Origin of the sequence: Tenacibaculum litoreum (assembly GCF_964513915.1) — a bacterium.
Taxonomy (GTDB): domain Bacteria; phylum Bacteroidota; class Bacteroidia; order Flavobacteriales; family Flavobacteriaceae; genus Polaribacter; species Polaribacter litoreum.
Map to the genome: position 1 here is coordinate 388,608 of NZ_CAZEQS010000003.1, position 12,699 is coordinate 401,306.

The 12,699-nt window shown below is 31.5% G+C and carries 11 protein-coding genes; 2 read left to right on the plus strand and 9 right to left on the minus strand.

Features of this window, described 5'->3' with window-relative positions; genetic code table 11:
* Positions 1–10: 10 nt before the first annotated feature.
* Together ACKTTR_RS07795 and ACKTTR_RS07800 are read right to left on the minus strand one after the other, a co-directional pair.
* Positions 11–442 carry a hypothetical protein gene (locus ACKTTR_RS07795; protein ID WP_408027307.1) on the minus strand — a complete coding sequence of 144 codons (432 nt, stop codon included), beginning with the start codon at positions 440–442 and terminating at the stop codon, positions 11–13.
* A 308-nt stretch (positions 443–750) separates the two neighbouring features.
* Entirely contained in the window at positions 751–1,962 is a 1,212-nt protein-coding gene (locus ACKTTR_RS07800) for an RsmB/NOP family class I SAM-dependent RNA methyltransferase (RefSeq protein ID WP_408027308.1), read from the minus strand.
* 61 nt (positions 1,963–2,023) lie between these two features.
* Between ACKTTR_RS07800 and recG the strand changes: the two genes are divergently transcribed.
* A complete protein-coding gene (gene recG, locus ACKTTR_RS07805; RefSeq protein WP_408027309.1) occupies positions 2,024–4,135 on the plus strand; it encodes an ATP-dependent DNA helicase RecG in 2,112 nt (703 codons plus the stop codon).
* A gap of 12 nt (positions 4,136–4,147) precedes the next feature.
* On the opposite strand, the gene nhaA is transcribed toward recG, so the two are convergent.
* The 5 genes from nhaA to ACKTTR_RS07830 form a co-directional block, all read right to left on the minus strand.
* Positions 4,148–5,476 carry a Na+/H+ antiporter NhaA gene (gene nhaA / locus ACKTTR_RS07810; protein WP_408027310.1) on the minus strand — a complete coding sequence of 443 codons (1,329 nt, stop codon included), beginning with the start codon at positions 5,474–5,476 and terminating at the stop codon, positions 4,148–4,150.
* A 113-nt stretch (positions 5,477–5,589) separates the two neighbouring features.
* On the minus strand, positions 5,590–7,068 hold the full coding sequence (locus tag ACKTTR_RS07815) for a hypothetical protein (RefSeq protein WP_408027311.1): 1,479 nt from the start codon (positions 7,066–7,068) through the stop codon (positions 5,590–5,592).
* Positions 7,069–7,123: 55 nt separating this feature from the next.
* A complete protein-coding gene (locus ACKTTR_RS07820) occupies positions 7,124–7,765 on the minus strand; it encodes an SPOR domain-containing protein (RefSeq protein WP_408027312.1) in 642 nt (213 codons plus the stop codon).
* Between the two features lie 95 nt (positions 7,766–7,860).
* Complete coding sequence (gene fdhD / locus ACKTTR_RS07825; RefSeq protein WP_408027313.1) at positions 7,861–8,670, minus strand: formate dehydrogenase accessory sulfurtransferase FdhD; 810 nt, start codon at positions 8,668–8,670, stop codon at positions 7,861–7,863.
* Between the two features lie 148 nt (positions 8,671–8,818).
* Positions 8,819–10,000 carry a class I SAM-dependent methyltransferase gene (locus ACKTTR_RS07830; RefSeq protein ID WP_408027314.1) on the minus strand — a complete coding sequence of 394 codons (1,182 nt, stop codon included), beginning with the start codon at positions 9,998–10,000 and terminating at the stop codon, positions 8,819–8,821.
* A gap of 133 nt (positions 10,001–10,133) precedes the next feature.
* Here ACKTTR_RS07830 and ACKTTR_RS07835 point away from each other — a divergent pair, with 133 nt between their 5' ends.
* Positions 10,134–11,000, plus strand: coding sequence for an outer membrane beta-barrel protein (locus ACKTTR_RS07835; protein ID WP_408027315.1), 867 nt, complete (start codon positions 10,134–10,136; stop codon positions 10,998–11,000).
* 77 nt (positions 11,001–11,077) lie between these two features.
* Here the strand turns inward: ACKTTR_RS07835 and ACKTTR_RS07840 are convergent, their stop codons facing one another.
* On the minus strand, positions 11,078–11,764 hold the full coding sequence (locus ACKTTR_RS07840; RefSeq protein ID WP_408027316.1) for a hypothetical protein: 687 nt from the start codon (positions 11,762–11,764) through the stop codon (positions 11,078–11,080).
* Positions 11,748–12,665: an ATP-grasp domain-containing protein gene (locus tag ACKTTR_RS07845; RefSeq protein ID WP_408027317.1), complete on the minus strand. Its 918-nt coding sequence runs from the start codon at positions 12,663–12,665 to the stop codon at positions 11,748–11,750. The genes ACKTTR_RS07840 and ACKTTR_RS07845 overlap by 17 nt, the downstream gene beginning before the upstream one ends.
* Positions 12,666–12,699: the final 34 nt, after the last annotated feature.

Sequence of the window (12,699 nt, forward strand, 5' to 3'; positions counted from 1 at the left end):
TTTCTTAGCATTAAGACAACCAGCCTTTCGCAATTGTCTTTTTTGAATACATCAATAAAAACACACCTATAAGAATCACCATTATAGGCATTACAACACTTCCAGGTCCGTATACTTCAGCCGCTCTACTCATAAACAAGTTATACGACATTTGAACTATGATAGCTATTAGTGAAAGTAAAAACATTGGTCTTGCTAACTTTTTTCTCATTAATAAAAAAGCACTACCAATTAATCCACCAAAAACGGCAATAGCAAAAGCAGCAGTGACCCAAGTAGGAATATTTTCGTATAAAGCCCTTTCAGCTTCAGGTAAAGCAGCTCTGACTTCATCTGTCATATATGCTTGACCAATGTAAGACATAACACCTAGTCCATTCCAAACTAAGGCTGCAACACCAATAATCCAAAAAAGTGTAGTGGGTTTATTTGAATCTGTCATAAAATATAGTTTTTTAGTTAGTTACTGTTAAATGTAGTTATAAATAACTCAAAATCCAAAATAGACTGTAAATCAGAGAAGTAGTGTAGAGGTAAAAAAGAAAGTAATTAGCTAATAAATAATAGGCCTTCTTAAAATAATGTTAAAGACTAATAATTAATGTAACGAGACTAGAAAATAGTCGTCATATAAACATATAATTACTTAACAAGTAATGTTTAGTGATTAGTTAGTTTTTAATAGTTGATTGAAAGGAAAGGCTCGAGATATTATCCCGAGCCTTTTTTAATATATTTTATTTTTACAGCTTACTTTCTTTCTAATAAAGCCATATAAAATCCGTCGTAACCAGATTTATGTGATAGTACTTTTTCGTCTTTTACAAACTTAAAATCTTTTCCTGCATCAGAAGCCAAAAAGAATTCAACTTGTTGTTGGTTTTCTGAAGGTAATACAGAGCAAGTAGCATACACCATTTTTCCACCTGGTTTTACCATTTTAGAGTATTGTTGTAAAACTTCTTGTTGTGTACCACGAATTTTATCTAAAAATTCAGGTTGTAATTTCCACTTACTATCAGGGTTTCTTCTAATTACTCCCAAACCAGAACAAGGAGCATCAATTAAAACTCTATCGGCTTTTCCTTGTAGTTTCTTAATTACTTTTGTAGAATCAATTACACGAGTATCAATATTATGAGCTCCATTTCTTCTAGCACGTACTTTTAGTTTTTTCAATTTACTCTCGTAAATATCCATTGCTATAACTTGTCCTTTATTTTTCATTAAAGAAGCTAAGTGTAATGTTTTTCCACCAGCACCAGCACAAGTGTCTACTACCTTCATACCTGGTTCTACATCTAAATAAGCAGCTACTAATTGAGAAGAAGCGTCTTGTACTTCAAAAAAACCTTTTTTAAATGCCTCTGTTTTAAAAACATTAGCTCTTTCTACTAATTTTAAAGCATCATCATAGCCTTTGATAAATTCAGTGTCAATTCCTTCAGAAGCTAACTGTTTTTGTAAATGAGCTTTGGTTGTATTTAAAGTATTTGTACGTAAGATAACCTCTGCTTGTTTGTTTAAAGCAGCTATTTCTTTGGTCCAAACTTCTTCACCTAATTCTTGTACACCAACTTCATCAATCCAATCAGGAATAGATTCTCTAAATTTTCTTATTTTTAATAATTCATCAAATTTCCCTTTAATACGTCTAGTAGGGGTAGGTTCAATTTGATTCCAATCAGGTAACTGAATTCCTTTTAGTACACACCAAACAGCAAATAATCTCCATAAATCAGGACGAGAATACGGTGCTTTTACATTTGCTATTTCTGCATATAAACGTTTCCATCGAACCACATCATAAATAGTTTCTGCAACAAACTTTCTATCACGTGCTCCCCAGCGTTTATCTCTCTTCAATGCTTTCTCTACAGCTTTATCTGCATATACATCTTCATTAAAAATATCGCGTAAGCTATCAATAACCGCGAAAACTAAATTTCTATGTAATCTCATTTGATGAATTTAAGAGTGCAAAGATAGTTGATTTTAATGGCTTTTTGTATTTTCGTTCTTAATGAATTTAAACCACCCTGTTACATATATAAAAGGAATTAGTGTAGCTAGAGCAGAGTTACTATTTACTGAGTTAGGTATTAAAACCTGTAATGACCTGTTACATCTTTTCCCATTTAGATATATTGATAAAACGAAGTTTTATACGATTAATCAGTTGCAACAAAATTCTGCTGAAGTACAAATCGTAGGGAAAATAACGGGAGTTAAAACCGTAAAGCAAAAAAGAGGAAGTAGGTTAGTAGCTACTTTTTCTGACACTACGGGTACTATGGAACTAGTTTGGTTTAAAGGTGTAAAGTGGATTAAAGATAGTTTAAAAGTAAACGTTCCCTACGTTATTTATGGTAAATTAAATTGGTATAACGGTACCCCTAATATGCCTCATCCTGAAATGGAAACAGTAAAAGAGTACAAAAGTAAGCTGCAAATGGCGATGCAACCAGTGTACCCATCTACTGAAAAATTAAGTACGAAAGGAATAAGTAACAAGGTTATACGTACCATGATTCAAAACTTGTTTCAACAAGCATATAATGAAATAGAAGAAACTTTTCCAGCTTATTTTATTGAAAAACATCAGTTTTTAGGTAAAAAAGAATCTTTATTAAATATTCACTTTCCTAAAAATCAAGAACTATTAGCCAAAGCACAATATCGATTGAAGTTTGAAGAGTTATTCTTTATTCAATTGCAATTATTACAGAAAAAACTCATCCGAAAATCAAAGTTGAAAGGTTTTGTTTTTGAGCATGTAGGAGAGGAGTTTACCAATTTTTATAATAATCATTTACCTTTTGACTTAACGGGAGCTCAAAAACGAGTACTGAAAGAAATTCGTAAAGACGTAGGCTCTGGAGCACATATGAATCGATTATTACAAGGTGATGTAGGCTCTGGAAAAACGATTGTAGCGTTATTAACTATGTTGTTAGCTATTGATAATGGATATCAAGCCACAATAATGGCTCCGACAGAAATACTTGCAACACAGCACTATAATGGGATTATAGAGTTATTAGAGAAAACCGATATTAAAGTTGAATTATTAACGGGATCTACCAAAACAAAAAAACGTAGAGAAATTCATGAAAGCTTACTAGATGGTTCTTTGCATATTTTGATTGGCACTCACGCGATTTTAGAAGATAAAGTACAGTTTAAAAATTTAGGAATTGCTATTATTGATGAGCAACATCGTTTTGGAGTAGCACAGAGAAGAAAGTTATGGGAAAAAAGTCCATCTGATGGAAGAGCTATTCCTCCTCATATTTTGGTGATGACTGCGACACCTATACCAAGAACATTAGCAATGTCGGTTTATGGTGATTTGGATATTTCTGTGATTGATGAATTGCCACCTGGTCGTAAAGAAATTAAAACTGTACATCGCTATGATAGTAACCGTTTAGGTGTTTTTAAGTTCTTGAAAGATGAAATTGCTAAAGGTCGTCAAGCCTATGTAGTATATCCGTTAATTCAAGAATCAGAAGCAATGGATTATAAAGATTTAATGGATGGATATGAGAGTATTTCTCGAGAATTTCCTTCTCCAAAATACCAAATAAGTATTGTTCATGGTCAAATGAAACCTGCTGATAAAGACTATGAAATGGAGCGTTTTGCCAAAGGAGATACTCAAATTATGGTAGCTACTACGGTTATTGAGGTAGGAGTAAACGTACCAAATGCCTCTGTGATGGTTATAGAAAGTGCTGAACGTTTTGGATTAAGTCAGTTGCATCAATTGCGAGGTAGAGTAGGGCGCGGAGCTGAGCAAAGCTATTGTATTTTATTATCGAGTTATAAATTATCTTCTGATGGAAAAACTCGATTACAAACTATGGTAGAAACTACAGACGGATTTAAAATTGCTGAAGTGGATTTAAAACTTCGTGGTCCGGGAAATATTATGGGAACACAACAAAGTGGAGTGTTAAATCTTAAAATAGCAGATGTAGTTAAAGATAGTCCAATATTACATGTAGCGCGTAAAGCTGCTATAAATTTACTTCAAGAAGATCCTAATTTGTCAGAAATAAAAAATTCCAGCTTGTTGAAAGCTTATGAAAAGCTTAGAAAAACAAGTGGAATTTGGAGTAATATAAGTTAGAATTAAGTACTATTAGCTTGTACTTAATTCTTCTTCGTTGTCAATTTCATCAGTTTTATTATATCTTAAAATCGTATATCCTATTATAGCTGAAATAAGGGAACCTAATAGTACTCCGATTTTTGCAGAACCTAGAAACTCTGGGCTTTTAGCAAATGCTAAACTAGCAATGAATATAGCCATAGTAAAACCAATTCCTGCTAAAAATGATACACCTAAAATGTGTTGAGCATTTATGTCTTTAGGAACCTCTATTATTTTAAGCTTTTTAACTGTGGTAATAATTGTAGTGATTCCAATACTATTTCCTAAAATTAAACATAAAGCTATGTTAATTATTAGAGATGTATCTAAGTTAGCATCACCATCTATTAAAACACCTGCGTTAGCTAAAGCAAAAATTGGGATAATTGCATAGGCAACTAAATCATGTAGTTTATGTTCTAAAAGTTGAAGAGGAGATTGGTAATCTTCAATCCAATGATCTAAGTTATCTATTTCAGCAACTTGCTCTTTTGATAATATTGGCTTAGGTGCAACCTTAGCTTTTTTAATATTATCCATTATTTGTGACAAATTAGCTATAAATTCGGGAGTGTGTACTTTTTGTCTGATAGGTACAGCAAAAGCCATTAAAATACCTGCAACTGTTGGGTGTATTCCTGCTTTTAAAAATAAAACCCAAATAACCGCACCAAACATAAAAGTTACGTAGTGAGAATAAAAACCTTTATGAGCAATAAAATAAAGAAAAGCTAATAAGCCTATAGCAATTGATATTAAAGTAATATCTATACTAGTACTATAAAATAATGCAATTACTAGAACAGCACCTATATCATCAACAATAGCAAAAGCTGTTAAAAAGACTTTTAAACTTAATGGTACTTTTTTACCTAGAGTATTTAAAACAGCTAGAGAAAAGGCAATATCTGTAGCCATAGGAACTCCCCATCCATGACTTGTATCAGGGTTTTTATTTAAAAGATAGAAGAATAAAATAGGAAATAACATACCACCAAGCGCTCCAAAAAGAGGAAATGCTAGTTTTTTGGTAGAGTTTAATTCACCTATTAAGAATTCTCTTTTAATTTCTAACCCAATTAAAAAGAAAAATACTGCCATTAAACCATCATTAATCCAAAGTATTAATGGTTTATATAATTCGAAGTGTTCAGACTTAAAACCTATCTTATATTCCCATAAAGCATTATAACTATCTCTAAAAGGAGAGTTAGCCCAAATGAGGGCTAATAAAGTAGCTGCCAACAATAAGATACCACTAGCACTTTCAGTTTTTATAAAGTTTTGAAGTGGAGATATAATTCTCTTTTTTATCATGTTTATATATAGATTGTGACTTACTTTCTTAAAAAGTAAAAAAGTAAGGATATTAATTTTTTTGTTTCAGAAAGCGAAGATAATTCATCAAACTTTAACGAAAAGTTAAATTTTTAAAACTTTTTAACACTTAAGAAGGAAAAACGATACGAAATACCCAAATTTATTTGAGTACTACTTAAATTTCCTCCTCTAGCTTTTACATAACCCGCTCCTAATCTTAAATTTAAGTTATTAGTAAGTTTTTGATTAACTCCAATGCTAGGTTTAACAATTAATCCTTGTCCTGTACTAATACCTCCACCACCAGCTGCACCTCCTAAAATTTGTGCAAAAAGTGAAGTTTTTCCGTTAAAGAAGTCATTTGTTTGGACTCCTAAACCTACAATCCCTTCTGCATAAGCTCCTGCATTACCAAAGTTAGCAAAAGAAGTTTGACCTGCCGCATATAAATACTTATTTAAGAAAAAATTTAGCTGCAATGATATTTGATGCATATCTTGATCAAAATCACCATCTCTAGCAGCGTTTAAGTATAAATCTTGTTTAATGACTGCATCAAACCCTTTGAATTTTCCTTCTGAAAATTCTCTTTCATCTGATAAAATTCCGTCTCTATCCACATAATACTTCAACCCAAGACCAAAAGTGGAGGAAACAAAATGAGAGTCTGGGCTCATCAAGTATCCTTTATTGATTGATGCATACACATTATCAAATAATTTTTGCTCTAAAGAGATATCTGGATAGATTAAAAAACCTCCTTTGGTATCTACTCCACCACCACCTCCGGCACCTACTCCAAATTTAGCTAAAATATTTGTACGATTTTTATTCATTGACAAATGATAACCTCCTCCAAGGAAAATATCCATATAACCTGCCTTAATTCCGTGATAAGCACCATCTGCTTTAACGAAAAAGAAAAAATCATCTGTAAGATAAGAATTTAATTCAAAACCTGCTAGGCGTATTGTATTTCCTTTATAAGAGCCTTTAGTTACTTTAGCATTATTTAAATGAACTAGTAATGATATTCTATTACTTAAGGTATTCCAAGAGGTGTTTTTTAGCTCTTCGAAAGAAAAAGTACTTTCTCGATCTCTAAATCCAGCGGTTTCAAAAGATAGAGGAATTTGTACTGCTACATTGAATTGGCTACTGTTAATAGTACCTCCATCAAAGAAATCAACATAACTGTATCCTGCGGTTGCAGAAAAATGTTTGAAATCATATCCTAAATTAAGATGGGGTAGTATAAAAGCACCACCTCCATCAGGAGCTGATGCACCACCACCGCCACCAAAGTGAATTCCTGCATCTACAAAAAGCTTATTGGTTATTTTTTGTTGAATTCCTGCGTTTACTCCCAAGGTAAAAAAACCTCCTCTAATACCTCCTACAGCTCCATACAAACCAACCCCTGCATAACTCCAATTATTTAGTTTAAGGTTGTAATGGAGACCGGTATAGTCCATATTCTGTTCTCCTTCAGGCATTTTAATCGATAAGAAATCAATTTGACCAAATCCTAGCTGTGTTTTTTGTTCTGGAATGGTACTTGTTTGTGCGTAAAAAAAATGAACACTCATTAGTAGGCTTACTATGAGTGCTCTTTTAAAAATAATGTTAAGCATTAAGTTTTAATTAATTATGTATTTTTTGGCGTTTTCCATTTATATATGAAGCTACGAAAGCATCACTAAATCCAATTTTTACTAACTCTTTTTGTAATTTTTTGGCTTCACCTAAAGTAGTGTACAAACCTAAAGAGTATTTAAAGTAACCATCATCAGTTGTAACTGTTGAAGGAATAACTTCTGAAGATAATAATGGGTATTTGTTTTCTGAAAGCACCCCAATTTGTACAGAATAAATTGTTTGCCCATTTGTGTTTTGTGCTACTTCATCAGCCATTGTTTCTGTGTTTATATCAGAATTAGAATTAGATGAAATATCGTTATCAGATTCATCAGCATTTCTAGCAGCTCTTGCTTGAGCTCTCTTTATACTATCCAACACTCTGTAAGCTTCTTTCTTTTTTACAGCTTCTATGTCTATGTTGTTAATAGCGCTACTACCACCATTTACATAAAAATAATATGCAGCTCCTAAAGCAAGGCCTAATAGAAGCCCTAAGAAAATAGGCAGGGTTTTTGAGCTCTTCTTTAGTGCAGCTAACTCTTCTTCTGTGCTGCTTAATTCGCTTTCTGCTTCTTCTCTTTTTAATTTAGCGTTGTCTAAGTCTTCTTGCATTAACTTAAACTTCTCTTCTTCTATAAAAGGCATAAGTATGTGGATTAATTAATAGTTATTAAAAGCACTAAAATACAAATCTTTTTTTATACGTGAGTTTTAAAGAAAATAATAGGGCTTTTAGTTGATTATTTCTGTAAATTATGTGGAGTAGAATAGATAGTCATTTTGTTATCTCTACTAAAACCAATAAGAAAAATTCCAAATTCTTTTGCAAAATCTACAGCTAAAGAAGAGCATGCTGAAACGGCAATTATTATTGGTATTTTAGCTAAGAAAGCTTTAGAAACTATTTCGTAAGAAACTCTTCCGCTAACTAACATATAATTGGCTTCCCTTAGTTTGTTTTGATTGATTAAATCACCCACACATTTATCTACAGCATTGTGACGACCAATATCTTCTTTAATAGTTAATAACTCTTCTTTTTTGTTAAAAACAGCACAAGCATGACTACCTCCTGTAGTTTTAAATAAAAATTGTTTTTTATTCATTTTCAATGAGATACGGTTAGTAACCTCTATTAACTCTTTAACATTTGTTTTAGCGCTGTTTTTTAGAGTATCACCTTCTATTCTTATGTCTTTTAATTCTTTTTTTCCGCAGATTCCGCAAGAAGAAACTGATAAAAGGGTACGTTTATTTAAATAACCTTTTCCTAACTTTTCTTTAGGAATATCTACGTTTAGTATTGTAGAAAAGTCTTTTTCACTTTTGATTATTTCTACTTTTACATCATCTTGTTTTTTGTAAATGTCTTCAGCATATAATAAACCTCTTACTAATTCTTCATCATTACCAGGGGTTCTCATAACGACAGTATATGATTCTTTGTTGATGTTTATTTGTAATGGAGCTTCTATAACAAGAGTGTCATCAAATTTCTCTAAAGAATCAGTAGAAAGTTTAATAGATTGGTAGCTTTGTGTCTGTTTCATGATAAAACAAATGTATATAAAAAAGAAAAGCCCTGATGTTAATCAAGGCTTTTAGTATGTTTTATTACCCCTAAACAATAAAACATACTTTTCGATAGGGGCTTCTATCAATTAGGTAAACGATAAATTCTGGGTAATCGTATAAATACTAATCAATTTTTGTACAGTTAATGACTATTAGTTCATTGTTTAGGTTTGTAGTAAAAAATAGATAGGTATTTCCTCCATCTTTTAACTTTGTTTCTTTTCTAATTTGAGCTACAGTTTTTGGAAAATTACGTGTTGTAATATTTGCTTTAGTCTCTGTAATCTGTTTTTTGACCTTTTTTTTGTTATAGGTAAATACATTGTTGATTTCAAAGATTCTCCCAGGAAAACCTTTTACTAATTTCTCAGAGGTATACAGGTGAGAATGTTGATGTAGTTTGTTTACTTTTTGTTGACTTGCTACTTGATTAAAACCTCCTGATTTTAAAATAGCAGCGTTAGGTTCGTAAAGATATTTAAGAGGTAAAGAATATTCAAAATCAAGACTATTTTCTAGTTTGAAATAAAAACACTGCGCATTGTTTTTCAGTACGTTATGAGTTTTTACCTCGATTGATTGTTTAATATCTTTTTTTAATAAGAAAAGCAGTTCTTTTACCTCATTATTAACTGCTACAACATGAATTTCTTTTACAAACTTTAGCTCATTTATAGTTGAAGTGATATCTAAAATAGGGGAGTTTTTAACTAGAATTGTATTCGATTTTTCAAATAAAAAATCTAAGCTTTCAGGTACGTTAGGTAAGCAATCACTTAATAAAAAAACCTTTCCCTTTTTTTCATTTCTTCGAGAAGGATCAATATAAATACAATCGAATTTTTCAGAAGTGTCTTTTAAATATTCTAATCCATCTGTAGCGACAGTTTTAATATTTGAAATGTTTATTTGCTCGTAATTGTAGGAAACAATTTCTGAAAGTTCTTTGTTTATTTCACAGTGCACAACCTTTTTAAATCGTTTAGAAAAAGCATAACAGTCTACACCAAATCCTCCCGTTATATCAATTATAGAATTTCCATCAACTAACTTGGATTTGTATTCGGCAGTTACTTCAGAAGAAGTTTGTTCAATACTTAGTTTGGGTGGATAATAGATGTTTTTTGTTTGAAACCAGGTGGGTAATTTTTTCTCTGATTTTTGTTTTGCTATAATTTGATTGGCTAATTCTTGTACAGAAACATCTTTAAAGGGACTTCCTTTAAAAATAAATTGTTCTATATTGACTTTTAAGTTATTATTAATATAACTCTGAACCTCAGTATGTAAAATATTTTTATTCAAAAATCAAGTCGTTTTAATAAAGCTTTTAACCGCAATAATACTAATAATTTAACAGTAATAAAGTCTTGTTAATCCTAGATTTTTACTACGTTTGTTTACTTATTATCAATTTAAAGTTAACAAATAATTTATTATGAAAAAAAGTATTTTAATGTTTGCTATGATTTTAGCAACAGTGAGTGCAAGTGCTCAATTTTATGTTTCTGCTAGTGGAGGATATTCTATATCTAGTGCAGGAGTAAGATTTGGTACTGAAACAACAACAGCAGGAGTAGAGAACACTTACGGTAGTTATGGAGAAGGTATGCATACTCAATTAAGAGGTGGGTATTTTTTTAATGATACTTTTGGAGTTGAAGCTGCTTTCGGTTATTTACATGGTGCAGATCAAACTATTAGAAAAGTAACCATTCCTGGAAATGATGTTGATGTTATTGCAAGAGCAAGAGCGTACGGAGCTTCAGCCTCTTTAGTGTATAAATTTACAAACAATATTTACGGTCGTTTTGGAGCTTTAATTAAAGTTGGAGGAGAAACTGAAGCTAAAGGATATATTAAGCAAGATATGTCTGGGCAACCAACTCCTAACGGAGGTAATTTTCCTGACGGAACATATAATGAAACTACTTTTACTCAAGACTATAAAGGACGTTTACCTTTAGGGTTTATAGGTGCTATTGGTTATAAACACGAACTTTCTAATAAAGTATCTTTATTTGCTGAATTAGAATACATGGGAATTAGTGTAACTAGAGATAAAGCAATTTTTAAAGAGTTTAACTCAGAGATTGTTACTCCTGATGGAAACAGAATGACAGTAGCAACTATTAATAATTTACCTGATGGTTACTCTAAAGAAATTTTATATGTTGATGAGTTAACACTTACTGAAGCAGCTGAGGCACAAGCAAATCCTTATGCACGTAAGCAATTATCTGAAAAAGTACCATATTCTTCATTTGGTATTAATTTTGGAATTTCTTATAGTTTCGGAAAATAATATAATCGAATTATATAAAAACTAAAAGAGCAGCAAAATTGCTGCTCTTTTTTTATTGTTTGTAAGTTTTAATAATTTTAATTGTAGGCTTTTACATCTCCCATATCTAAAGTACCAACAGGCATCTCATGTTTTGTCGGTAACATTGCTCCAGATTCTGTTGTAATCCAGTCACTCCATGTGGCTTCCATTCCGCCTGTAGGGATTATAGAAACCCACATTTTATAACTAGTAGGTCTACCGTTTTCGTCTAAAATCCATAAATAAGAATCTCCTGGAGTTGATCCTCCTGTAGTGTAAGTAATCAATAAAGCATCTTTCCCTTCGTATTGTACAATTTTACGTTCAATTCCGTTTTCAAATACTTTATAGGGAGCTACTAGCCAAAAGCTATCATTATTAAAATAGTCTATTGCTTTTTGAAGTATTTCGTTGTTCTTGACTTCTTTTTCGTTTGCTAAAACAACACTTTTTTCGGGGCTTTTTGTATGTAGGGTTACTTTGTTAGTGTCCCAAGATACTTCAACAATATTTTCTTGTTTGTCCCATTTATAAAAACGTTTTCCTCTAAAACTCCATTCTATAAACCGAGTATTTTTATAAGCTTCGTAATTCAACGCTTTAAGCATTTTAGTAGCTAAAGCATCTGCTTCAGGTCCTTGCTTACCCGTAGGAAGACTTTCGTTGTTTTTAAAATAAAAAAAAGCTACTACAATCGCTCCTATAAGTAATAGTATTCCAAATACCTTAAATGACTTCTTCATTTTTGTTTGTTAATTGTTTAATTCCTTTAGCTAATTCGTCTGCTGCAGCAGGGTGATTTCTAAACCAAAGCTCTGGTTCAATTAGTTCTAATTCAGCAATAGCTAATTTACTATTATTATCAGTAAAAACATCAACTCGTGCATAAATAGGAGTTTCTATACAAGCTTTAACAGCATTTTCAGCAAAAATAATTTCTTCTTTAGTAGGTGTGTAGTTGTGAACTGAGCCTCCGAAATCGTCTTGTACTCTAAAGTCTCCTGGTTTTGCTATTTTTAGAACAGCATGTGTAAACTTACCATTCATAACCATTAACGAAATTTCTCCCTTTTCAACTATGTTATACTGAAAAGGTTGAATAATCATAGCTTCTTCTAAAATTAACGAAGAAAAAGTCTCTTCATATTCGTTTATATTCTCTAAATTGATCTTGTAAGTGTGTCTCGCAGCACCAGAAATACAAGGTTTTAAAACGAAATCTTTTAAATCATACTTTAGAGAAAGTTCTTTTAATGTAAATTGTGTTCCTTTTTCAATAAAATAGGATTCGCAAATATGTACTCCGTTTTGTTTTAAATCTTGTAAATAATGTTTGTCAATATTCCAACGAATAATTCTTTCTGAATTTAACAGTGTTGTTTGTTTACTTACAGTGTTTAACCATTTTGAAAATTCAGGAAATCGATCAAAATAATCCCAAGTAGTTCTAAACAAAATATACTTTGTTGTAGACCAATCAAAAGTAGCATCATCCCATGAGAGACGAGCTACTTTTAAACCTTGGTTTTCAATAGCTATTTTGACATAATTATCTTCATCTAATACATTCTGAATGTAGTTGTCAAGCTTTTGAGGATTTACATATCTCTTGTCTGTGAGAATAATAACATCGTATTTTTTCATACATGCAATGTAGTGCTATTTTTAAAGTTATAAA

Excerpts from the sequence above, each read along its gene's own strand:
- ACKTTR_RS07835 (WP_408027315.1), top strand. The coding sequence starts at position 10,134 with ATGAAAAAAAGTATTTTAATGTTTGCTATGATTTTAGCAACAGTGAGT.
- ACKTTR_RS07845 (WP_408027317.1), bottom strand. The coding sequence starts at position 12,665 with ATGAAAAAATACGATGTTATTATTCTCACAGACAAGAGATATGTAAAT.
- ACKTTR_RS07800 (WP_408027308.1), bottom strand. The coding sequence starts at position 1,962 with ATGAGATTACATAGAAATTTAGTTTTCGCGGTTATTGATAGCTTACGC.
- ACKTTR_RS07840 (WP_408027316.1), bottom strand. The coding sequence starts at position 11,764 with ATGAAGAAGTCATTTAAGGTATTTGGAATACTATTACTTATAGGAGCG.
- recG (WP_408027309.1), top strand. The coding sequence starts at position 2,024 with ATGAATTTAAACCACCCTGTTACATATATAAAAGGAATTAGTGTAGCT.
- fdhD (WP_408027313.1), bottom strand. The coding sequence starts at position 8,670 with ATGAAACAGACACAAAGCTACCAATCTATTAAACTTTCTACTGATTCT.
- nhaA (WP_408027310.1), bottom strand. The coding sequence starts at position 5,476 with ATGATAAAAAAGAGAATTATATCTCCACTTCAAAACTTTATAAAAACT.
- ACKTTR_RS07820 (WP_408027312.1), bottom strand. The coding sequence starts at position 7,765 with ATGCCTTTTATAGAAGAAGAGAAGTTTAAGTTAATGCAAGAAGACTTA.
- ACKTTR_RS07795 (WP_408027307.1), bottom strand. The coding sequence starts at position 442 with ATGACAGATTCAAATAAACCCACTACACTTTTTTGGATTATTGGTGTT.
- ACKTTR_RS07815 (WP_408027311.1), bottom strand. The coding sequence starts at position 7,068 with ATGAGTGTTCATTTTTTTTACGCACAAACAAGTACCATTCCAGAACAA.